We start from the raw sequence: 22157 nt of genomic DNA, 5'->3' as shown, positions 1-22157 counted from the left end.
ACCGTGCGAATCAAGATCACCCTGCAGCGCCCCGGTGGGAGCACCGCCGACCTCGCCGTAACCGCCGACGCCACCACCCGGGTGAGCAACGTCGCGGATGCGCTGTTCGCCGCAGATCCGCTGAACGCCGGCGCAGCCGGAGCCGCTGCGGTGACCGGAGCCGCCACATCCGCTCCCCTCCGGCCCCGCCGCCTCACGCTCCAGGTCACCGGCCCCACCGGTGAGCCGCGCCTGCTCGACCCCGAGTCGAACCTCCTCGAATCGGGGTTCCGTTCCGGCTCCGTCGTCGAGCTCCGCCCGTTCAGCGACAATTTCTCGAGCGGCCAGGGCCGGGGACCTGCGGCAGCGACCCTGCGCGTTCTGAGCGGTCCCGACGCGGGTGCCGAGTTCGAACTGCCGTTCGGATCCAGCCACGTCGGCCGCGAGCGCGGCATCGATGTGCGCCTCAGCGACACTCTCGTCTCCAAACGCCATGCGCGCATCAACATCGGTGAGAACGTCGAGATCATCGACCTGAACTCCGCGAACGGGCTGTTGATGGGCGGTGAGCAGGTCGCCCGCACCGTGCTCGGCCCCGCAGACGTCGTCGTGCTCGGCGACACGGCAGTGAGCGTCATCCCGCTGCAACGACTCGGCGGAGCCGCGCCCTCCACCCCGGTCATCGAGTACAACCGTTCGCCGCGGGTCGTCGCGCGCTACCCCGGCGCCGAATACCCGGCGCCTGCACCGCCCACCCGGCCGCAGGCGCAGCGCTTCCCGATCATTGCCCTCGTTGCACCGCTCATCATGGGCGCGGTGCTGTTCGCCGTCACGCAGTCGCTCCTGAGTGTCGTCTTCGTCGCCCTCAGTCCCCTGCTGATGGTCGGCACCTACGTCGACCATCGCATCACCACCCGGCGGCAACTGCGGGACGCGATCAGAGCGTTCACCCAGTCGCTGAACACCTATGTAGGCCGGTTGCACGACCGCCAGCGCGTGCAGCGGGCGGTCCGCCTCACCGAGGCACCGGCCGTCGCCGACACCGTCGAGGCCGCCCTCCGCCTCTCGTCACCGCTCTGGACCCACCGTCCCGAACACGACGCCTTCCTCACCGTGCGGCTCGGCATCGGCCGCGCCTTCAGCCGCGACCGGGTCGGCCTGCCCTCGAACAACGACTCCCTGCCCGAATACTGGGCGCAGCTCGAGGAGGTCGCCGAACAGTTCGCGGTGATCGACGACGTGCCGGTCGTCGTCGAGCTGCGAAGCGCGGGCGCCCTCGGCGTCGCCGGCCCCGCCGAGCTTCGGGGCGGAGTGGCACGGTCGCTCGTCGCCCAGCTGGCAGGCCTCCACTCGCCCGCCGAACTCGTCGTCTGCGCCCTTGTCTCGCCGACCTCCCGCGCCACTTGGGAGTGGCTGCAGTGGCTGCCGCACACCTCGTCGCCGCACAGTCCGCTGAGCGGCGACCACCTCACCGACAACGCCGGTAGCGGCCTCGCCCTGCTCGCACGGCTCGAAGAACTCGTCGCCAGGCGCACCCGCAACGCCGTCTCACTCCGCGGGCCCGTCGACACCGGCGGCCCGGCCGGTGGCTCCGTCAGCGGCGTCGCGATCGGTTCCAGCCGGTCGGCCGGCGCCACGGCGGGCGGGCCCGCGAAAAAGGACGAACAGGTTCCGCCCCTCGTGCCGGCGGTCATCCTCGTCATCGAAGACGACGCGCCCGTCGACCGCGGCCGCCTCACCCGCCTCGTCGAGCGCGGCGCGGATGCGAACATCCACATCGTCTGGGCGGCCCCCTCGATCGGCAGCCTGCCCGCCGCCTGCCGGAGCTTCGTCAGCATTGAACAGACGCCGGAGGGTGCCACCGCCGGACAGGTGAGGCTCGGAGAGAACACCTTCCCTGTCGTCTGCGAGGTCGTCGACGGAGCTCTCGCCCACCGCTTCGCCAAGCAGCTCGCCCCCGTCGTCGACGTCGGCGCGCCCATCGACGACGCCTCCGACCTCCCCCAGTCGGTCTCGTACCTCGCCCTCGCGGGCACCGAGCTCGCCGAGGCTCCGGATGCCGTGCTCGACCGGTGGCGCGAGAACAACTCGATCAGCCGCCGTGACGGCTCCCCGCACATCCGCCGCTCGAAAGAGGGCAATCTGCGTGCGTTGGTGGGGCACACCGGTACCGAACCGTTCTACCTGGACATCCGCAGCCAGGGCCCGCACGCCCTCGTCGGCGGAACGACGGGCGCCGGCAAGAGCGAATTCCTGCAGTCCTGGGTGCTCGGCATGGCCGCCGCGCACTCCCCCGACCGCGCGACCTTCCTCTTCGTCGACTACAAGGGCGGCGCGGCCTTCGCCGACTGCGTGGGACTGCCGCACACCGTCGGGCTCGTCACCGACCTCTCACCGCACCTCGTGCGCCGCGCGCTCACGTCGCTCCGGGCTGAGCTCCGCTACCGCGAGCACCTCCTCAACAGCAAGAAGGCCAAGGATCTCGCCTCGCTCGAGAAGACCGGCGACCCGGATGCCCCGCCGAGCCTCCTGATCGTGGTCGACGAGTTCGCCGCCCTCGTCAACGAGGTGCCCGAGTTCGTCGACGGCGTCGTGGATGTCGCGCAGCGGGGTCGCTCGCTCGGACTTCACCTCATCCTCGCCACGCAACGCCCGGCCGGCGTCATCAAGGACAACCTGCGCGCCAACACCAACCTCCGGATCGCCCTGCGGATGGCGGACGCCGACGACTCCAGCGACATCCTCGGCAACCCGAGCGCTGCATACTTCGACCAGTCCATCCCGGGCCGGGGTGCCGCCAAGACCGGGCCCGGCCGCATCGCCGCCTTCCAGACGGGCTACGCCGGCGGCTGGACCACCGACGAGCCCCCTGTGCCCCGCATCGACATCGTCGAGATGAACTTCGGATCCGGTGTCGCGTGGGAGGCCCCCGCGCCCGAAGACGCCGCCCCCCTCACCGACCAGGGGCCGAACGACATCGCCCGCCTCGTCACGTCGATCACTGCCGCCTCGGCCCTCGCGCGCATCCCCCAGCCGCGAAAGCCCTGGCTCGACGAACTCGCACCGGTCTACGACTTCTCGCTCCTGCCGAACCCGCGCACCGACGAACGCCTGTTGGTCGGCGTGATCGACGAGCCCGAGAACCAGGCCCAGCCGACCGTCTTCTACGAGCCCGACCGCGACGGCAACATGGCCGTCTACGGCACCGGCGGCTCCGGCAAGAGCGCCACCCTCAGAAGCATCGCTGTCGCTGCAGCCGTCACCCCGCGCGGTGGCCCCGTGCACGTCTACGGCCTCGACTTCGGCTCCAGCGGGCTCGCCATGCTGGAAGAACTGCCGCACGTCGGCGCCATCATCGCGGGCGACGACCAGGAACGTGTCATCCGACTGCTCCGCATGCTCCGCGACCTGGTGGATGACCGGTCCATCCGGTACGCGGCGGTTCGGGCCGGCTCGATCGGGGAGTACCGGGCCATGGCGTCAGAGCCCGGAGCGGCTGCCGAGCCGCGCATCCTCGTGCTCGTCGACGGCATCGGAGCGTTCCGCGAGCAGTACGAGTTCGGCGGCCACTCCGCGTGGTTCACCGTCTTCTCGCAGATCGCCACCGACGGCCGCCAGGTCGGCGTGCACATCGTCGTCGCCGGCGACCGCCCGAACGCCGTGCCCGCCTCGCTCGGCTCCACCATCCAGCGCCGCATCGTGCTGCGCATGGCCAACCCCGACGACTACTCCCTCGTCGGAGCGCCGAAGGATGCCCTCTCTGCCGTCTCACCTCCCGGCCGCGGCCTGATGGCCGGCAACGAAGTGCAGATCGCCGTTCTCGGCGGAGACTCCAACATCGCCATCCAGGCACGCGAGATCGCGCGGCTCGCCGACTCGATGCGCCGCCAGGGCGTCGCACCCGCCATCCCGGTCGGCCGCCTCGCCGACGCGGTGTCGCTCTCGGAGCTGCCCGTGCTCGCCGGCCCCGGCGCATCCGCTCACCCCTCCCTCGGCCTCCGCGACGAGGATCTCGCCCCGTTCGGAGTCGCCCAGCGCGGCGGATTCCTGGTCGCGGGGTCGACGGGCAGCGGCCGGTCGAACGCCCTCGCGACCATCGCCACGGCGATCCATCGGGCCCGCCCCGCCGTGCGGCTCGTTCACGTGTCACCGCGCCCCACCACCCTCTCGAAGCTGCCGTTCTGGGCACTCTCGATCTCCGACCCGGCCCAGCTCTCGGCCTTCGCCGATGACGTCTCCGCCCAGCTCGACGCGGGAACCCTCGGGGCCGCCGACTTCGTGCTGGTCTTCGAGAACATCGGCGAGCTGAACGGATCCCCCCTCGAGGCCGACGTCGACCGCCTCGTCAAGCGGGCCCTCCGCGACGACGTCTTCGTCATCGGCGAGAGCGAGTCCTCCACCTGGTCGGGCGCCTGGACCCTCGCCGGCCCCTTCAAGACCGCCAAACGCGGCCTGCTGCTGGTGCCCGGGGAACTCGACGGGGACTCCCTGCTCGGCACGTCCCTCGGGCGCTTCAAGCGCACCGACTTCCCGCCGGGCCGCGGCTTCCTCGTGCATCAGGGCCGCGTCACGAAGGTGCAGATCGCCCTCGCGAACGCCTGAGGTCCCGACCATCACAGTGGACTTCGCTCACCGGGCGGGCTAGCGTTGAAACTGATCCTGAGGAGGTTCTCATGATGTTGTTCTGGTTCGCCGTCGGATTCGCGGCACTTCTTGTCGCGCTCATGGTGCTGTTGATCATCCGCCAACACCGGGCGAAGGATTTCCAGGAGACGCTCGATCCGCGCGATCTCCCCCGCCAGAAGGACTCCCTCGGCAGGGAGTTCGACGCGGGCGTCCATCGCGGCGGCGGCAACGGCGCAGGCCCGGGCGGGTTCTGACCGGCATCCCGCGCATGGGGAGTTCTCCCCATCGACCAATCGGCCACTCGCCCATACTGTTGAAACGTGAGAGAAAACCTCACAGGATTCAGGGGGAACCGGAGCATCCGGTCTCGCGCCAACAAAGGAGAGAAAAATGGCCGTATGGGGTCTCGACGTCGAGCAGGTTCGCTCACTCAGCAAGCAGCTCAACACGCAGTCGCAGCAGGTGCAGCAGATCCTCACCACTCTGACCAGCGCGCTCCAGAACGTGCAGTGGACCGGTCCGGATGCTGAAGGTTTCCGCAGCGAGTGGAACACCACTCACACCGCCGCGCTGAAGCAGGTCATCGCCGCTCTCGAAGACGCGTCGCAGAAGTCGGCGAAGAACGCCTCCGACCAGGAAGCAACCTCGAACGCCTAGCACCGACCGAAGGCGGGGACCGATCGTTGGTCCCCGCCTTCGTCGTCTCCGGATTCGGCGAAAGACAGAAGGAGTGGTTGGAATGGCCGGTGGTTTCTACGGAGCGGATGTCGCATCCCTCCGCACCCTTGCACAGCAGTTCGATACGGCTGCGACCCGCCTGGCGGGCCTGACGTCGACCCTGACGACGAACGTCAACGCCGCGCACGCCTGGCAGGGTCCGGATGCCCAGGGCTTCCGAAGCGATTGGAACGGTTCGCACACCGCGAGCCTGAAGTCCGCGATCCGCGCGCTCTCGGCCGGCAGCGCCGACCTGTTGCGGAACGCCGATGAACAGAACGCGGCCTCGACAGACGGGGTGGGTGGGGCGGGCGGGGCGGGCGGGGCGGGCGGCGGCTCCGGCACCGGCTCCGGATCGGGTTCAGCGCCGGGCTCCGGCCCCGGATCGGGCACTCCCTCCGCCACACTGCCCGGGGGCATCCGCATCACCCCTGACAAGATCTCGTGGGGAACCACCGGGCCCCTCAAGGGCGACGGCGCTGCCGGCGGCGGTTCGCTCTACGTCGAGAACGGCACGGGCCACGCAAACGCAGAGACCACCTACGGCCCGAACGGTGCCACCGACCACAGTGCGACGGCGGGCTGGGGATGGGGTGTCGGCGGTGAAGCGCACGGCACCTTCCGTGCCGGGGACATCGTCGGCAGCGGCAGCGTCGACCGGTTCGACGGCGTGAAGGGCGACGCCGGGGCCCACGCCGGCGTCACGGAAGACGGCCAGTACTACGCGAAGTCCGACGCCAGCGGAATGGTCGGCGAGGAGTTCAACGCCACGGGAGACGTGAAGCTGAACGACTTCGGCAGCCTCGGCGGCAACATCAACGCCCTCGGCGGCGCGGCGGTCGACGGAAACGCCGGCGGAACCATCGGACCGCAGGGCGCGGGAGTCAACGCGGGCGGCGAAGTGTTCGCCGGCGCGAAAGTCGGCGCAGACGGCACGATCACCGTCGGTGGGATCAGCGAGAAGGTGGGCTACGAAGTCAGCACCGGCATCGGCGCACACGCCAACCTCGACGCCGACGTGACCTGGGACAAGGTCCAGCTCGGCTGGGACGCCGGCGTCACCTTCGGCATCGGTGGTGGCTTCTCGCAGGAGCTCACCTTCAGCCCGAAGGACCTCGTGGACAACGTGGGCGACATCTTCGGCTTCTAGCCGGTGGTTTCGCCGGCACCCTGCTCGCATTCCCTCCCCTCCACCCGCAAGAAAGGTCTCACCGTGACATCCACCCTCGTCTTCCCCAGCGATTCCGCCCCCGCCTACCCGTCGATCAGCCTCGAGCTGCCCGACGACTGGGCCTCATTCGGCGCGGCAGGGGCGGTCATCGCCGCCGGACGCGCCGCGCCGTCGGGCGAATTCCGTCCGAATGTGATCGTCGCCGTCTCGCGGTTCGGAGCCGGCTACACCCTCGAACAGGCCACCGCGGAGGTCACTGCGCAGGTCACATCGATCGAGGGTGTCGTCGAGCTCGGCCGTGACACCCTCCCCGTGCTCGGAGGCGAGGGCTTCCGCATCGAGTTCAGCTACACGGATGCCCGCGTCGGCACCCTCATGCAGGGCGTGCGCATCGCCGTCATCGAGAACGGACCCGTCACCGACCTCGTGCAGATCACGGCAACGGCCACGGGCGAGCAGGCCACCACCCTCTGGGGCGAGCTCCGCGACATCCAGTCCTCGGCCGCCCTCGCGCGCCCCTGACCCCCGGCTCCCCTCCCCCCCGCCTCAATCGAGTGGGCGGTTCGGGCCCGTGAACGGGCGTGCTCGGGGCCCGAACTGCCCACTCGATTTGGGTGCGGGGGGCGCGGGGCGCGGGGGCGCGGGCGGGTGCCGTCAGGCGAGCGGGGCAGACGTCGTGCCCACGTGCAGGGCGCAGGTGAAGTGGGCGTCGGGTGGATGCCCGCCCGACAGCAGCTCCGTCACCGCACGCCCGGCGGCCCGGCCCTTCTCCGTCGCGGGCTGCACCATCGTCGTCAGGTCGTGGTCGCTGAGGCCTTCGATCCGTGCGCCGTCGAACCCGACCACCGTCAGATCGCCGGGAACCTTCAGCCCCAGCGACTCGGCCGCCCGGATCACGCCCACCGCAAGCAGGTCGCTCTGCGCGATGATGGCCGTCGGCCGCCTCCACTCGTCGCCCGCGCGTGTAGACCCGCCCGCGACATCCGCGCCGGCCGCCCCGGCTGCACGCACGTCGCCCGAACCGCCCCCATCGCCCGCACCACCCAGCACCAGCAGCCCGGCCGCGAACCCGTCGTCGCTCGCCGAATTCGCCGCCACATACCCACCGAGCCCCGGGTACACCTCGCGCGCGCCGCCCAGCCGTTCCATCGACACCGCCGTCGTCGCGTGCGCCACGATCTCGTCGGTCAGCGCACGGAGCTCCCGCACCGCGTCCATCGGCAGCGTCACGACCGCGACATCCCGGTGCCCCAGGTCATACACATGCTGCGCAAGCCGCGTCGCTGCCTCACGATTGTCGAGCGCCACGCTCAGAACGCCGTCGAAATGCTGCGCCTCGATCGCCACCATCGGAATGTTCCGTTGCCGCATCACCTCGATCGACCGGGTCAGCCGGGGGCTGCAGCCGAGGAACACCGCCGCATCGAACACGGCGCTCTGGATGCTCGACTCGCCCACGCCCGTCGAGGTCAGCAGAAGCATCCCGCCGTTCTCGTTCCCGAGTTCCTGGGAGATGCCGTCGAGCACCGCGATGGTCATCGGGTCGCGGAACGAGTGGATGACGCGATCCTCGAGCACAACACCGACGATCCCCGAACGCCCCTGCCGCAGCGACCGCGCCCGGGGGTCGGGGCCGAAGTAGCGCAACTCGTCGGCGGCTCTCAGGATGCGTTCGCGGGTCGCCTCCGAGATGGAGCCGACCCCACTGAACGCGATCGACGCCGTCGACGCCGACACGCCCGCGCGTTTCGCGACGGTGGCGAGCGTGGCCCGCGGATGCTCGACCGACGATGCGCCGGAGGGAGCTGCAGAGGGCCCCGAATCCGGTCCGTCATCGGGGTGAGGTTGATTGTTTGCACTCACATCCCCTAGCGTAGTCGAAACGGAATCGAATCGATTCGATTCCTGTCACAGCAAGGAATTACGCCCCATGTCACCGTCGGCCGAGCCCGCATCGCCGAACCTCACGGTTCCCCTCAGCCAGGCCGCGGCATCCGTGAGCCTGAAGGCGTGGCGGAATGCCGTCTTCGTCATCTTCACGCTGAGCGGCCTGGCGATCGCCACCTGGGTCTCCCGTCTGCCCGCGGTGCGCGACGACCTCCGCCTCGATACCTCGGAGGTGGGCCTGCTCATCCTCGGTCTCGCCGTGGGCGCCGTGCTCGGCCTCGTCGCCTCGCAGCAGTTGCTGCACCTCCTCGGCCCCCGCGCCGGCATCGCGCTCTGCATGGTGCTCGTTGCGCTCGGCCTCGCCGGCATCGGCATCACCGCCACGTTCGTTCCCGAACTCGCCCTCGGCATGGTCTCCCTGGCCGTGCTCGGGTTCGGCAACGGCGCCATGGACGTGATGATGAACCTCGAGGGCGCCGCCGCCGAGCGGTCCATCGGGCGCACCCTCCTCCCCCTGATGCACGCCTTCTTCAGCCTCGGAACGGTGGTCGGCGCGGCCCTCGGCGCCGCCGCATCCGCCCTCGCGGTGCCTGTCATCTGGCATCTCACCGTGATCGCTGCGCTCATCGCCCTGATCGGTATCGTCGCCGTGCGCTTCCTCCCCCAGCACGTCGAGACCGAGGCGGAGATCGCAGCGGCAGCAGACGGCACGGGCGCCGGCGCGGTTGCCGGCACGAATGCGGGCGTGAGCACGAGCACAGGCAACAGCGCCAAGCTCCCGCTGAAGCAGCGCCTCCGCGAGAGCCTCGCCGTCTGGGCCGACACCCGCCTGCTGCTGATCGGCCTGATCATGCTCGGAATGGCCTTCGCCGAAGGTTCCGCCAACGACTGGCTCGCCATCGCCACCGTCGACGGTCACCACCAGTCGAACACCACCGGCGCCATCGTGTTCGGCGTGTTCGTCGCGGCGATGACGATCGGCCGGGTCGCGGGCGGCCCCGTCCTCGACCGATTCGGCCGGGTGCCGATCCTCCGCTGGTCGGCACTGATCGGCGCAATCGGCCTGCTCGGATTCATCCTCGCTCCGAGTCTCTGGATGGCCGTGGTCGGCGCCGTGCTCTGGGGCCTCGGCGCCTCGCTGGGCTTCCCTGTCGGCATGTCGGCTGCCTCCGACGACCCCGAGAAGGCCACGGCGAGCGTCAGCGCCGTGGCCATGATCGGCTACCTCGCCTTCCTCGCCGGCCCGCCGCTGATCGGATTCCTCGGGCAGCAGTTCGGCATCCTGAACGCCCTGTACGTGATTCTGGTGCTGCTGATCGTCGCGGCCTTCGCCGCCCCGGCAGCCCGCGAGCGCTCCGGCCGGTTCGCGCGCGGCTGACGCTCCCCGCTGCCCGGCCCGGACCGGCGCACCGCCCACGGCGCTCACGCGTACCGCCTAAACTCGCTGTGTGCGACTTGTCATAGCCCGATGCGCCGTCGACTACGCCGGTCGACTGAGCGCCCACCTCCCACTCGCCACCCGCCTGCTGATGCTGAAGAACGACGGCAGCATCCTCGTGCACAGCGACGGCGGATCGTACAAACCGCTCAACTGGATGAGCCCGCCGTGCACCCTGCAGGTGATGGAACCCGACGTCGAGCAGCGGGATGCCGGCATCACCGAGCTCTGGAAGGTCACCCACGCGAAAACGGCCGATCTTCTCGTCGTCTCCATCCACGAGGTGTTCACCGACTCGTCGCACGACCTCGGGGTCGACCCCGGGCTCGTGAAGGACGGCGTCGAAGCCCACCTCCAGAAGCTCCTCGCCGAACAGATCGAACTCCTCGGCGACGGCCACGTGCTGGTGCGCCGGGAGTACATGACGGCGATCGGGCCGGTCGACATCCTCGCCCGCGACGCGAACGGCGCCGCGGTCGCCGTCGAGCTGAAGCGCCGGGGCGACATCGACGGCGTCGAGCAACTCACCCGCTACCTCGAGCTGATGAACCGCGATCCGCACCTCGCCCCCGTCACCGGCATCTTCGCTGCCCAGGAGATCAAACCGCAGGCACGAACGCTCGCCCACGATCGCGGGATCCGCACCCTGCTGCTCGACTACGACGCCATGCGCGGCCTCGACGACAGCGACTCGCGGCTGTTCTGATTGTGCGCCGCCGCCTCTGCGGCGCACCGTGGGGGAACTGTCGCCACAAACGCTCGGCCCCGACTGACGGTGGGGCGCGACGTACACGCCGCCGCGCCCCACCCGACCCCGCTTCCGCGCCGCGCCCAACCCCGCGCCGCACCGCCGCTTCCGCGCCATCCTGCGCCACCCCGCGCCGCACCGCCGCTTCCGCGCCACCCCGCGCCGCACCGCCGCTTCCGCGCCCCGCGCCGCACCACCCCGCGCCGCACCGCCGCTTCCGCGCCAACCCGCACCCACCCCGCGCCTCACCGCACGCCAGCACTCCGACTTCGACTTTCCCGTTTGCGCGGCGCAGCGTCGAATTTGCCGCGCAAACGGGAAAGTCGGCAGCATAGAAACAGAAGGGGGAGTGCTAGGGAGCGCCGGCCGAAAGCCAGAGCGCCAGCACGGCCAGCGGCACCGTGACGACCACCGCCACCAGACCGGCCAGCATGAACCGGCCCCAACGGATCGTGACCCCCTGCGACACCACCTTCTGGTGCCAGAGCAGGGTCGCGAGCGACGCCCACGGCGTGATGAGCGGCCCGAGGTTCACCCCGATCAGCAGCGCGATGAGCCGCACCGGCGACCCCGCGGCCGGCTCCAGCACGAGGTACGCCGGGAGGTTGTTGATACCGTTTGCCGAGACCACCCCGAGACCGGCCAGCTGCAGCAGGGCGGGGAACGAGGAACCCGATCCGGCGACCGCCCCCACCACCGAACCCAGCCCGTGCACCTGCGCCGCCTCGACGAGCACGAACAGGCCCGCCGCGATGCCGACCGGCGCCCACGGGATGAGCCCCACGCCGAGCGCCGAGGGCCGCCGCAGCGCGAAGACCGCAACCAGCACGACCGCGCCCCCGGTCGCGGGAATCCACACCGGCAGCCCCGACACCAGCAGCGGCAGCAGCACGACCACCACGACGGCCGACACAATGAGCAGCACCCGGTCGTCGATGGATGCCCGTTCCGGAACCCGATACGTGCCGTGGAGCTGCCGGCGGAACAGCAGAGTCAGCAGCACGACGGGCACGATGATGCCCACCAGGGCGGGCGCCCACACGATCGACGCGAAACCGAATGGCGACGCAATATCGACGCTCGACCCGGCAGGCGCGACGCTCGCGATCTTCGTCGCTGCCAGCAGGTTCGTGAGATTCGAGATCGGCAGCAGTAGCGACGCCGTGTTCGCCAACCACACCGTCGCGAGCGCGAACGGGATCGGCGGCAGTCCGGCATCGAGTGCGAGCAGCACCACAACCGGCGTCACCAGCACCGCCGTCGTGTCGAGCGACAGGAAGATCGTGCTCAGGGTCGCCAGCACGATGACGAAGAGCCAGAGCATCCAGACCCGGCGGCCGCCGCGCCTCGCGAGCCACCCGGAGAGCACCGAGAACAACCCCGCCCCCGCCGCCAGCTCGGTCACGATCGTGATCGCCGCGACGAAGCCGAGCACCGGAACGACGCGGTCGGCGAGCGCAGCAGTGTCCGGCGCTGGCAGAACACCGGTGGCGATCACCACAGCTGCGGCAACGACGAGTGCGAGGCTCAGGATGCCCGTGGCCGACGGTCTCGCGCACCGTGGACGGGGGGATGCAGTGGTCTCGATCTGACGATTTTACATGCGCGCCGTAGGATGTGGGGCGATGACTCACACACCTGTCGCACCCCAGAAACCGTGGTCGTGCATCCTCTTCGACCTCGACGGAACCATCACCGATTCGGCTCCCGGCATCATCGGCAGGCTTTCGCGCACGCTCCTCGCGCTCGGGCGTCCGGTTCCGCCGCCCGCAGACCTGGTGCAGTTCGTCGGCCCGCCCATCCTCGAGGGTTTCGAACTCGTGGCCGGCATGAACGAGGCGGAGGCGCTCGAGGCCCTGCACATCTACCGCGGCCTCGCTGCCAGCGAAGGCCCGCAGGACGACGCGGTCACCTTCCCCGGCATGGTCGGGTTGGTGAAGTTCCTGCACAAGGCCGGGATCCCGCTGGCCATCACCACCTCCAAGTCTGAGGTGCAGGCGCACCGCATCCTCGAACACCTCGGGCTCGAACACGCGTTCGTGGTCATCACGGGTGCGAGCGAGGATGAGACCCGCAGCGCGAAGGCCGACGTGATCGATGAGGCACTGGCCCGGTTGCGTGCGGCCGGCGTCGACCTGTCGAACCTGGTGCTCGTGGGGGATCGCATCCACGACATGGAGGGTGCGGCCGCTCACGGTGTCCCGCCGATCATGGTCGAGTGGGGCTACGGATCCCCCGCCGAGGCGGCCGGGGCCATCGCGGTGGTTCACTCGGTCGACCAGCTGCGCGCCCTGCTGATCTAGCGTCCAGTGTGACGCCGGGTTACGCGGCACAGGTTTCCGAGGAAACGCCGACGTAGTGTCGACCCATGTCGAATGCACCCAGCACCCTTGCCGCCCAGGTCACCGAATTCAACCAGGGCTTCGAGGCCCAGATCGGCCCCGACCTCTCCGCCGTCTTCGCCTCCGAGCAGGCCGCACTCATCGCGAACGGAGTCCCCGCCGACGCTGTCGCCGTGGGCGACACCGTGCCCGACACCGAGCTCGTCACCCCCGACGGCGGCACCACGTCGCTCCAGGCCGCGATCGGCAGCGGCCCGGCCGTGCTCGTCTTCTACCGTGGCGCCTGGTGCCCGTACTGCAACCTCACCCTGAAGACCTACCAGCGCGACCTGTTGCCGGCCCTCCGCGAGCAGGGTGTGGGCCTCATCGCCATCAGCCCGCAGACTCCGGATGGATCGCGGGCTGCCGTCGAGGGCGGAGAGCTCGAGTTCCCCGTGCTCTCCGACGCCTCGAACGTGCTCGTGCGAGAGCTCGGCCTGCTCACCGAACCGACCGCGGACGCCCGCGCAGCCCACACCGCGCTCGGCTTCGACGTGGCCGACAGCAACGCGGACGCCACCGGCGACATCCCGTTCCCGACGGTGCTCATCGTCGACGCCGACCGCACGGTGCGATTCGCCGACGTGCACGTCGACTACACCACGCGCACCGAGGTCTCGACGATCCTCGAGGCGCTGGCGGGCGCCCGGGTCTGAGGCGGCAGGCAGAAGAGCCGCGGATCAGCCCTGGCGGCGCTTCTGCTCGCGGATGAGGTCGGCGGCGGTGAACTTGTGCGTCCGACCCGGGATCATGTCCGTGGTAAGTCCGGTCACCCACACCCCGGGATCGGCGTTCATCGCCCCCGCCAACGCGACGATCGTCGAGAGACTCGGGTTGGTCTGGCCGCGCTCGATCTTGCCCACGTTCGTGACGTGCATCTCGGCGAGCTCGGCCACATCCTCCTGGCTCAGCCCAAGGCGCTGACGCGTCTCCTTCATGCGCTCACCGACGAGGCGCGCCGCTTCGGAGTGGGGTTCGGCCATACCTCAGGACTACCGGCCCGACCACTCTGCAGCCAGAGCGCCCGCACCTGAGGCGTTTGAACCTCGGTAATCCTGGCCTTTTTCAGTTCAGGGCGGCGCGGGCGTGGCCCGGCCCGACAAAAGAAGGCCCCCGAACCGGATACACCGGTCGGGGGCCTTCTTCAGTGCTGGTGCGCGAAGGGGGACTTGAACCCCCACGTCCTTACGAACACACGGACCTGAACCGTGCGCGTCTACCAATTCCGCCACTCGCGCCAACTCAGCGAGATTAGCACTGATGCGGCCGAATCCGAAAACGAGCAGACCGGGCATCCTCTCGTCCACAGGTCACAGATCGACCAGAAGATACTCACTGCAGGCCTTTAACACGTATGGCCAGTACTATCTGTCGTAGCATTCATGCCGGCACCTCGTACACGGCGCACCGTCGGGCACACAGAAATTGGGAGACGTGTGGGAATACTGGACAACTTCGAGAAAGGTCTCGAACGCGCTGTGAACGGCGCGTTCGCCAAGACCTTCCGCTCGGGGCTGCAGCCGGTTGAGATCAGCTCCGCCCTCAAGCGGGAGCTCGACACCAAGGCGGCCGTGGTCTCACGCGACCGCATCCTCGTGCCCAACAGCTTTCGCGTGCTGGTGGGTTCAAGCGACTTCCAGCGTATGAAGAGCCTCGGCCCGACCCTTGTCGACGAACTCACGCAGGTCGTTCAGAAGCATGCCGGCGCGCAGGGCTTCCAGTTCGCCGGCAGCGTGAGTGTCACGCTGGTCGAGCAGCCGCGCCTGAGCGCGGGACTGCTCGAGATCGAGAGTTCGACGGTGCAGCGCGACGTCGTCTGGGCTCCGGTTCTGGATGTCGCGGGCAAGCGCTACCCGATCACCCGCTCACGCACGGTCATCGGCCGTGGCCGCGAGGCCGACATCACCGTCGAAGACACCGGTATCTCCCGCAAGCACATCGAGATCCTCTGGGATGGCAGGCGTGCGGAGGTGCGGGACCTCGACTCGACGAACGGGTCGCAGCTGAACGGCCAGGCTGTCAGCCGAGCTGTTGTCGAACCGGATTCCGTCATCCAGATCGGGCGCACCCGCGTGGTGTTCCGGGTTCTGGCCCAGGCCTCCGACGTGCAGGCCTTCGCCGAGGCCGAGCAGCCCGCTCCCCGCAGAGTTGATGCTCCTCCCGCCGTCGCCGCCTCCGCGGCTCCTGCCCGATCCTCGCCGGCTCCCGCCCTGCCGGCTCCCGCCCTGCCGGCTCCCGCCCCGCTGCCTCCCGCACCCGCGCGCCCCCCGGCATCCGACTCCCCCCGCCGTGCGGCAGCGGCCGCCGCCGAAGCCGAGCGGGCCGAGTCTCCACGGAGGGCCAAGCGGGCACCCCAGAGACCCCGCCGGGCCGACCGCGACGACAACGGCGACAGTGCCGGCGCTGGCAACAGCAGAGCGGCCGGGGCTGCGGACTCCGACGCACCGTTCCCGCTCGACGCACCCGCACCGGAGAAGGATCCACCGGAACCCGGCGGATTCCGGTGGAATCTATGAGCGAACTCACCCTCCTGATACTTCGCTTCGGCTTTCTCGCACTGCTCTGGGTCTTCGTGTTCGTCATCGTGTACGCGATGCGCTCCGACCTGTTCGGCCAGCGTGTTCGCAAGATGCGCGACCCCGCGGGCACCGCGGCAGCACCGCCCGGGAGCTCAGGCGCTCCCGGCTTCTCGCCGCCGCCCGTCAACGCAGCCGTCGGTGCGCCTCCGGTCCAACCCTCTGCCGCTTCGCGTGGAGCCCAGGGCGTCGTCGTCGGGGCAGCAGCGTCCGCTGCCGGGCTGCCGGGAACGTCCCATCCGCCGACTCCGCCGCCGCAGTCGAAGATCCCCGTGTTCACGCCCCTCGAAGGGTCGAGCGCCGGGGTGCATCCGCGTGCCACCACGAGCAACGCGCACAAGCTGGTCATCACCTCGGGCACGAAGGCGGGAACCGAGATCGAGCTCGGCGTCGACCCCCTGACCATCGGCCGTTCGACGGACTCGAGTGTGGTCATCCGCGACGACTACACCTCCACCCACCACGCGCGCCTGCTCAACTGGAACAACGAGTGGGTCATCCAGGACCTCGACTCCACCAACGGCACCTACCTCGACGGCAAGCGCGTGACCCAGCCCACTCCCGTCGCCCTCAACACCCCGGTCAGAATTGGTTCCACCAGTTTTGAACTGCGGCGCTAGGCGGGCCGGTCATGCCATTGGTGACGGAGAGCGCCGCGGTCTCCCATGTGGGCCGCGTGCGGGCGAACAACCAGGACAGCGGTTATGCCGGCCAGTCCCTGTTCGCTGTTGCCGACGGCATGGGCGGCCACGCCGGCGGTGACGTGGCCAGCGCCCTGGCGCTGAACAAACTCCTCGAGATCGACGGCGAGTACAGTTCGGCCGTCGATGCGGAGTTCGCACTGCAGGAAGCCATTGTCAGCGCAAACGCGATCCTTGCCGAAGCCGTGTACGAGCATCCAGAACTCACCGGAATGGGCACGACCCTCTCGGCACTGGTGCGCGTCGGCCACAGCGTCGCCCTCGCCCACATCGGCGACTCGCGCATCTACCGGTTCCGCGACGGCAAGCTCACCCAGATCACCACCGACCACACCTTCGTGCAGCGCCTGGTCGACAACGGGCGCATCACCGCCGAGGAGGCAAAGGTGCATCCGCGGCGCTCGGTGCTGATGCGGGTTCTCGGCGATGTCGACTCCACCCCCGACGTCGACCTGCAGGTGATGGACACCCGGCCGGGTGACCGCTGGCTGCTCTGCTCCGACGGGCTGACCGGTGTGGTCGAGAACGACGACATCGCGAAGGCCCTCGCTGAGAACCCGGCCCCGCAGGCCGTCGCAGACACGCTCGTCGCAGAGAGCCTCGACCACGGGGCACCGGACAACGTCACCGTCGTGGTCGTCGACATCAGCGAGTCCTTCACCGGCAGCACCTACATCCCACAGACCGTCGGAGCGGCATCCCGACCTGTCGCCTACGGTGGCGCGCAGGGCCGCAAGTCGTCACGGATGCCCGGGCTCCGCCTGCACCCGAGAGGCAGTGGTTCCCAGGAACCCTCCCACTTCGAGGCGCAGGGCGACGACTATCTCGACGAGTTGATCGACGAGGACCGCCGCCGCAGCCGCAGACGCAAGGTCACCTGGCTCATCGGCAGCATCGTCGTGCTGCTGGTGATCGCCGCGAGCCTGCTGCTCGCCTACCAGTGGACGCAGTCGCGCTACTTCGTCGGCCAGACGAACGGCCACGTTGCGATCTACCAGGGCGTTCAGCAGACCCTGGGGCCCATCACCCTCTCGCATGTCTATGAAGACACCGGCATCAGCGTCGACAAACTGCCGATGTACATGCAGACCCAGGTGCAGAACACGATCAGCGCCGATTCCATCGATGCCGCGCGGGCGACCGTGCAGAGCATCAGCCTGACGGTGCCGAGTGGCTAGCGGCGGCGGCGTGGTGGCGGCATCCACCACGGAGGCGGCCCCGGCGACCAAGCCGGTGCGGCGCATCCATGTGCCCGAAAAGCTCCGCAACCTCGAGATCTTCCTTCTCCTCCTCGCCTGCCTCGTGAACGCGGGCGCTGTGGTACTCGTGCAGCTCGGTGCGAAAGGCGCCGTGGACTACGGTCAGGTCGCCCTGCTCGGTGCCGGCCTCTCGGTGCTCGTGATCGGCGCCCACATCGCGCTGCGGTTCGTCGCGCCCAACGCCGACCCGTTCATCCTCCCGATCGCGACCCTGCTGAACGGCATCGGCATCGCCGAGATCTACCGCATCGACCTGCAGATCCCGGGGTCGACGGGCTGGGACAGCACGGCCGTCCGCCAGGTCGTCTGGAGCGCCATCGCGATCGTCGCGGCTCTCGTCGTGATCATCGCGCTCCGCAACCACCGGGTGCTGCAGCGGTACACCTACGTCTTCATGGCCCTGTCGGGCGTGCTGCTCGTTCTGCCGCTCCTGCCCGGGATCGGCAAGGAGATCTACGGGGCCCGGGTCTGGATCGGTATCGGTCCGCTCAGCTTCCAACCGGGCGAGGTCGCCAAGATCGCCCTGGCGATCTTCTTCGCCGGGTATCTCGTCTCCCGGCGCGACAGCCTGTCGGTCGTCGGTCGCAAGTTCCTCGGCATGCGCTTCCCGCGCGGGCGCGACCTCGGCCCCATTCTCGTCATCTGGGCCGCCTCGATGTCGGTCATCATCTTCCAGCGCGACCTGGGCACCGCCCTGCTCTACTTCGGGCTCTTCGTCGTGATGATCTACGTTGCGACGGCCCGGCTCAGCTGGGTGATCATCGGCGTCGGGCTGTTCCTCGGCGGCGCCCTCATCGCCAGCCGGGTGCTCGTCTATGTGAACGACCGCTTCTTGAACTGGCTCGACCCCTTCTCCACGACCAACTACGACGCCCAGGGCGGCAGTTACCAGCTCGTCCAGGGCCTGTTCGGCCTCGCGAACGGCGGGCTCATCGGCACAGGCCTCGGCCAGGGCCAGCCCGACATCACCCCGCTCGCCCAGAGCGACTACATCGTCGCAAGCCTCGGCGAGGAGCTCGGGATGGCCGGCCTGTTCGCGATCCTCGCGCTCTACCTGCTCTTCATCGCACGGGGGCTCCGGATCAGCTTCGCCGGCACAGACGACTTCGGTCGGCTGCTCGGGATCGGCCTCACCTTCGTCATCGCCCTGCAGTGCTTCATCGTCATCGGCGGCGTCACCCGGGTCATCCCGCTCACCGGCCTCACAACCCCGTTCCTCGCCGCCGGTGGGTCATCCCTGGTCGCGAACTGGATCATCGTCGCGCTGCTGCTCCGCCTGTCGGACACCGTCCGCAATCAGCCCAGGCTGGTGGTCTAGAGCCCATGAACCGCGAACTCAAACGTGTGACCATCGTGATCCTGGCGATGTTCGCCGCACTCTTCCTGTCGGTCACGACCATCCAGTTCTTCTCGGCGGATGCCCTGGCCGGCGATTCCCGCAACGCGCGCACGATCAACAACAGCTACTCGAACCAGCGCGGGGCGATCCTCGTCGACGGGCAGCCGATCGCCCAGAGCGTGCCCTCTGCAGACCAGTACAAGTACCAGCGCACCTACACGAACGGGCCGCTCTACAGCGCCGTCACGGGGTACTACACGCTCGACCAGGGTTCGAGCGGCATCGAGGACGCCCTCGACGAGGAGCTCAGCGGAACTTCCGGATCGCAGTTCCTCAGCCAACTGAACAACATCGTCACCGGCCAGAACCCCCAGGGCGCCTCTGTGGAGTTGACCATCGACCCGAAGGTGCAGCAAGCCGCCTACGACGCCCTCGGTGACCTCCAGGGCGCCATCGTGGCCGTCGAACCGAAGACCGGGCGCATCCTCGCCATGGTCTCGAAGCCCGACTACGACCCGAACGTGCTCGCCGTGCACGACACCGACTCCGTGATCGCGCAGTACAACGCGCTCATCGCCGACTCCGGCAACCCCCTGATCAACCGCACGCTCAACGGCAACTTCGATCCGCCCGGCTCGACCTTCAAGATCGTCACCTCGTCCGCCGCCCTGCAGAACGCCGGCCTGACCGAAGACCACCAGTTGCCGAACCCTGCTCTCTACAACCTGCCCGAGAGCGATCGCACCGTGCAGAATGCGGGCGGTGGAACATGCGGCCCCGGCGGCACGGTCAGCATCAAGACCGCCTTCGTGCTCTCCTGCAACATCCCGATGGCGGAACTCGGCGTCGAGATGGGCCAGAAGGGCCTCACCGACATGGCGAAGGCCTACGGCTACGACGCAGGGTTCGATACACCCATCCCCGTGCAGGCGAGCCAGTTCCCGCCCGTGGAGGACGACGCGACGCTCGCGCTCTCATCGTTCGGCCAGGCCAGCGTGCGGGCATCCCCGATGCAGATCGTCGAGCAGTCGATGGCGGTGGCGAACGCAGGATCGATCATGCAGCCGAACCTCGTCGACGACATCCGCGCGCCCGACCTGACCGTTCTGAAGCAGTTCGAGCCGAAGACCCTCTCGCAACCGATCACTTCGGTAACAGCTTCGACACTTTCCTCATGGATGGTCGAGGCTGTCAATTCCGGCGCAGCGACTAATGCAAGAATAGAGGGAGTCAGTGTGGCCGGTAAGACGGGAACAGCGGAGAACGGGACGGGCGATCCGTACACCCTCTGGTTCACAGGTTTCGCTCCTGCAGACAACCCACAGGTTGCAGTTGCAGTAGTGGTACAAAATGGCGGCGGACTAGGCGAATCCGGGTCAGGCAACGAAGTTGCTGCTCCGATCGCCAAAAAAGTACTTGAGGCGGTGCTGAACAAATGAGACCCACAGCAGGGCTCACCTTCGGGGGAAGGTACGAGCTTTCCACGCGTATCGCGATCGGTGGAATGGGCGAGGTCTGGCAGGCGACCGACCTTGTCATCGGTCGGAACGTCGCGATCAAGATCCTGAAAGACGAGTACCTCGGCGACCCGGGCTTCCTCGAACGCTTCCGCGCCGAGGCACGCCACGCGGCCCTGGTCAACCACGAGGGCATCGCCAACGTGTTCGACTACGGCGAAGAAGAGGGCAGCGCCTACCTCGTCATGGAACTCGTGCCGGGCGAGGCACTGTCGGCCATCCTCGAGCGGGAGCATGTGCTCTCGACCGACCGGGTGCTCGACATCGTCGCACAGACGGCATCCGCTCTCCAGGCCGCACACAACGCCGGTCTGGTGCACCGCGACATCAAGCCGGGCAACCTGCTGATCACACCCGACGGCCGCGTGAAGATCACCGACTTCGGCATCGCCCGCATCGCAGACCAGGTGCCGCTCACGGCAACCGGGCAGGTCATGGGAACCGTGCAGTACCTCTCGCCCGAACAGGCGAGTGGTCAGTCCGCCTCATCCACCACCGACATCTACTCCCTCGGCATCGTCGCCTACGAGTCCCTCGCCGGCAAACGCCCGTTCACCGGCGAGTCCCAGGTCGCGATCGCGATGGCGCAGATCAACGATGCGCCCCCGCCCCTTCCGACGAGCATCCCCGAACCCGTGCGCAACCTGGTGCTCAGTTGCATCGCCAAGAAGCCGGCAGACCGTCCGGCTTCGTGTGCAGCTCTCGCTCGCGCCGCCACGGCGCTCCGCCAGGGTGACATCGCGCTTGCGGCCGCTGCTGTACCCGCCATTCTCGGCAGCGGATCCGCTCCCGCCGACACCGCCACCATGCTGATGCCGACAGCGGGCGGCGAAGCGGCAGATACGACGCAGGCGACGACCGTGCTCGGCACGGCCGGTGCTGCAGGAGCGGGTGCGGCATTCGGTTCGCTGATCGGCGGCGCCGGCACCGGATCCGGGACTCCCAACGGCCCCGCAACGGCATCGATCCTCGCCGGTGGCGGTGACGACGGCGAACCGGTCAAGAAGTCACGGAGCCCGTGGACGTGGCCGCTCATCGTGCTGATCATCATCCTCGTGCTCGTGCTGGGTGGCACGATCTTCGCCCTGGCGACGAACAACAGTTCGAACACTGCCACTCCGGCGACCAACTCGTCGACCCCTGCATCCTCGCCCGCTCCGAGTTCACCGCCGCCGAGCACCCCTACGCCGACGACCGCCTCCAACACGGTGGTCGTCAACGAGGCGGATCTGAAGGGCAAGTCGTTCGACCAGGCGGCTGCGGTGCTCTCGGCACTCGGCCTCGGAGCCGAGCGCGTCACGAAGAACTCCGCCCCGAGCACGGACCTCGTCGATGTGGTCTACTCGGTCAGCCCTGTCGGCAACATCCCCAAGGGCACGACCATCAACCTCACCGTCTACGGTGATGCGGTGGCCCCGCCCACTCCGACCTCCACCCCGACGGCAACGCCGAAGTCGGTCACCACCGGTACCGAGTTCCGGCTGGCCTGGGGCGCCTACAACTGCCCGTCGGGCACGAACCTCACGAGCTACGACCTCGATGCCGGTGGAGCGACGGTGAACATCCAGCCCGGAACCACCCCGGGCGCCGCACTCACTGCGCCGGCCACAGCGGGGCCCATCACCATCAGCTACAAGGTGACCTGCACGGCAACCGGAGCATCGAGCGGATTGCAGTCGGAGTCCTCGCCGACCCTGGAACTCACCATCTCCGCCCCGACAACCCCGACGCCGTCAGCGACACCCTCGTCACCGGCCAAGGGCTGAATTCCCCCGTTCGTCCAGCATCAGACCGTCCTTCCGCCACCTGACCCCGTAC

17 protein-coding genes, 1 tRNA gene and 1 pseudogene are annotated in these 22157 nt (G+C 68.9%); 15 read left to right on the top strand and 4 right to left on the bottom strand.

Features of this window, described 5'->3' with window-relative positions:
• Positions 1–3: 3 nt before the first annotated feature.
• The 5 genes from B7R21_RS00540 to B7R21_RS00520 all read left to right on the top strand — a co-directional run bounded on the left by B7R21_RS00540 (position 4) and on the right by B7R21_RS00520 (position 7015).
• Complete coding sequence (locus B7R21_RS00540; RefSeq protein WP_116281298.1) at positions 4–4581, top strand: FtsK/SpoIIIE domain-containing protein; 4578 nt, start codon at positions 4–6, stop codon at positions 4579–4581.
• Between the two features lie 71 nt (positions 4582–4652).
• Positions 4653–4859: a hypothetical protein gene (locus B7R21_RS00535; protein ID WP_116281297.1), complete on the top strand. Its 207-nt coding sequence runs from the start codon at positions 4653–4655 to the stop codon at positions 4857–4859.
• 136 nt (positions 4860–4995) lie between these two features.
• Positions 4996–5262: a WXG100 family type VII secretion target gene (locus tag B7R21_RS00530; RefSeq protein WP_116281296.1), complete on the top strand. Its 267-nt coding sequence runs from the start codon at positions 4996–4998 to the stop codon at positions 5260–5262.
• Between the two features lie 82 nt (positions 5263–5344).
• Positions 5345–6472: a WXG100 family type VII secretion target gene (locus B7R21_RS00525; protein WP_116281295.1), complete on the top strand. Its 1128-nt coding sequence runs from the start codon at positions 5345–5347 to the stop codon at positions 6470–6472.
• 63 nt (positions 6473–6535) lie between these two features.
• A complete protein-coding gene (locus B7R21_RS00520) occupies positions 6536–7015 on the top strand; it encodes an LpqN/LpqT family lipoprotein (RefSeq protein WP_172591994.1) in 480 nt (159 codons plus the stop codon).
• A 132-nt stretch (positions 7016–7147) separates the two neighbouring features.
• Here the strand turns inward: B7R21_RS00520 and B7R21_RS00515 are convergent, their stop codons facing one another.
• Positions 7148–8356, bottom strand: a complete 1209-nt coding sequence (locus tag B7R21_RS00515) for a LacI family DNA-binding transcriptional regulator (RefSeq protein WP_116281293.1) — start codon at positions 8354–8356, stop codon at positions 7148–7150.
• A gap of 67 nt (positions 8357–8423) precedes the next feature.
• Here B7R21_RS00515 and B7R21_RS00510 point away from each other — a divergent pair, with 67 nt between their 5' ends.
• Both B7R21_RS00510 and nucS read left to right on the top strand, forming a co-directional pair.
• Positions 8424–9758, top strand: a complete 1335-nt coding sequence (locus B7R21_RS00510) for an MFS transporter (protein WP_116281292.1) — start codon at positions 8424–8426, stop codon at positions 9756–9758.
• A gap of 70 nt (positions 9759–9828) precedes the next feature.
• Entirely contained in the window at positions 9829–10524 is a 696-nt protein-coding gene (gene nucS, locus B7R21_RS00505) for an endonuclease NucS (RefSeq protein ID WP_116281291.1), read from the top strand.
• A gap of 394 nt (positions 10525–10918) precedes the next feature.
• Here nucS and B7R21_RS00500 read toward each other — a convergent pair whose 3' ends face one another.
• Positions 10919–12100, bottom strand: coding sequence for an SLC13 family permease (locus B7R21_RS00500; protein ID WP_116281290.1), 1182 nt, complete (start codon positions 12098–12100; stop codon positions 10919–10921).
• 91 nt (positions 12101–12191) lie between these two features.
• Between B7R21_RS00500 and B7R21_RS00495 the strand changes: the two genes are divergently transcribed.
• On the top strand, positions 12192–12869 hold the full coding sequence (locus tag B7R21_RS00495; protein WP_116281289.1) for an HAD hydrolase-like protein: 678 nt from the start codon (positions 12192–12194) through the stop codon (positions 12867–12869).
• 65 nt (positions 12870–12934) lie between these two features.
• Positions 12935–13603, top strand: a complete 669-nt coding sequence (locus B7R21_RS00490; protein WP_116281288.1) for a peroxiredoxin-like family protein — start codon at positions 12935–12937, stop codon at positions 13601–13603.
• Positions 13604–13627: 24 nt separating this feature from the next.
• Here the strand turns inward: B7R21_RS00490 and B7R21_RS00485 are convergent, their stop codons facing one another.
• Positions 13628–13930 carry a helix-turn-helix domain-containing protein gene (locus tag B7R21_RS00485; protein ID WP_116281287.1) on the bottom strand — a complete coding sequence of 101 codons (303 nt, stop codon included), beginning with the start codon at positions 13928–13930 and terminating at the stop codon, positions 13628–13630.
• A 168-nt stretch (positions 13931–14098) separates the two neighbouring features.
• Positions 14099–14185, bottom strand: a tRNA-Leu gene (locus B7R21_RS00480).
• Positions 14186–14383: 198 nt separating this feature from the next.
• Between B7R21_RS00480 and B7R21_RS20535 the strand changes: the two are divergent.
• From B7R21_RS20535 to B7R21_RS00450, 6 genes and pseudogenes are all read left to right on the top strand, one after another.
• A pseudogene (locus tag B7R21_RS20535) lies at positions 14384–15091 on the top strand (FhaA domain-containing protein); the annotation flags it as partial.
• Between the two features lie 368 nt (positions 15092–15459).
• Positions 15460–16143, top strand: a complete 684-nt coding sequence (locus B7R21_RS00470) for an FHA domain-containing protein FhaB/FipA (protein ID WP_116281285.1) — start codon at positions 15460–15462, stop codon at positions 16141–16143.
• An 11-nt stretch (positions 16144–16154) separates the two neighbouring features.
• The gene (locus B7R21_RS00465; RefSeq protein WP_116281284.1) at positions 16155–17402 is read left to right on the top strand and encodes a PP2C family protein-serine/threonine phosphatase; all 1248 of its coding nucleotides are present in this window, start codon (positions 16155–16157) and stop codon (positions 17400–17402) included.
• Positions 17395–18801: an FtsW/RodA/SpoVE family cell cycle protein gene (locus B7R21_RS00460; RefSeq protein WP_253259555.1), complete on the top strand. Its 1407-nt coding sequence runs from the start codon at positions 17395–17397 to the stop codon at positions 18799–18801. Before B7R21_RS00465 ends, B7R21_RS00460 begins: the two co-directional genes overlap by 8 nt.
• Before the next feature lie 5 nt (positions 18802–18806).
• On the top strand, positions 18807–20261 hold the full coding sequence (locus B7R21_RS00455) for a penicillin-binding transpeptidase domain-containing protein (protein ID WP_116281283.1): 1455 nt from the start codon (positions 18807–18809) through the stop codon (positions 20259–20261).
• Positions 20258–22105 carry a serine/threonine-protein kinase gene (locus tag B7R21_RS00450; RefSeq protein WP_116281282.1) on the top strand — a complete coding sequence of 616 codons (1848 nt, stop codon included), beginning with the start codon at positions 20258–20260 and terminating at the stop codon, positions 22103–22105. Before B7R21_RS00455 ends, B7R21_RS00450 begins: the two co-directional genes overlap by 4 nt.
• The last annotated feature ends 52 nt before the right edge of the window (positions 22106–22157 follow it).

It is taken from the genome of Subtercola boreus (assembly GCF_003399625.1).
Taxonomy (GTDB): Bacteria; Actinomycetota; Actinomycetes; order Actinomycetales; family Microbacteriaceae; genus Subtercola; species Subtercola boreus_C.
Note: the sequence above shows the minus strand (reverse complement) of the source record. Positions and strands in the feature narration are given on the sequence as shown.

Coding starts and splice junctions, on each gene's coding strand:
- B7R21_RS00535 (WP_116281297.1), top strand. CDS start 4,653: ATGATGTTGTTCTGGTTCGCCGTCGGATTCGCGGCACTTCTTGTCGCG.
- B7R21_RS00530 (WP_116281296.1), top strand. CDS start 4,996: ATGGCCGTATGGGGTCTCGACGTCGAGCAGGTTCGCTCACTCAGCAAG.
- B7R21_RS00525 (WP_116281295.1), top strand. CDS start 5,345: ATGGCCGGTGGTTTCTACGGAGCGGATGTCGCATCCCTCCGCACCCTT.
- B7R21_RS00510 (WP_116281292.1), top strand. CDS start 8,424: ATGTCACCGTCGGCCGAGCCCGCATCGCCGAACCTCACGGTTCCCCTC.
- B7R21_RS00495 (WP_116281289.1), top strand. CDS start 12,192: ATGACTCACACACCTGTCGCACCCCAGAAACCGTGGTCGTGCATCCTC.
- B7R21_RS00490 (WP_116281288.1), top strand. CDS start 12,935: ATGTCGAATGCACCCAGCACCCTTGCCGCCCAGGTCACCGAATTCAAC.
- B7R21_RS00485 (WP_116281287.1), bottom strand. CDS start 13,930: ATGGCCGAACCCCACTCCGAAGCGGCGCGCCTCGTCGGTGAGCGCATG.
- B7R21_RS00470 (WP_116281285.1), top strand. CDS start 15,460: ATGAGCGAACTCACCCTCCTGATACTTCGCTTCGGCTTTCTCGCACTG.
- B7R21_RS00465 (WP_116281284.1), top strand. CDS start 16,155: ATGCCATTGGTGACGGAGAGCGCCGCGGTCTCCCATGTGGGCCGCGTG.
- B7R21_RS00455 (WP_116281283.1), top strand. CDS start 18,807: ATGAACCGCGAACTCAAACGTGTGACCATCGTGATCCTGGCGATGTTC.
- B7R21_RS00450 (WP_116281282.1), top strand. CDS start 20,258: ATGAGACCCACAGCAGGGCTCACCTTCGGGGGAAGGTACGAGCTTTCC.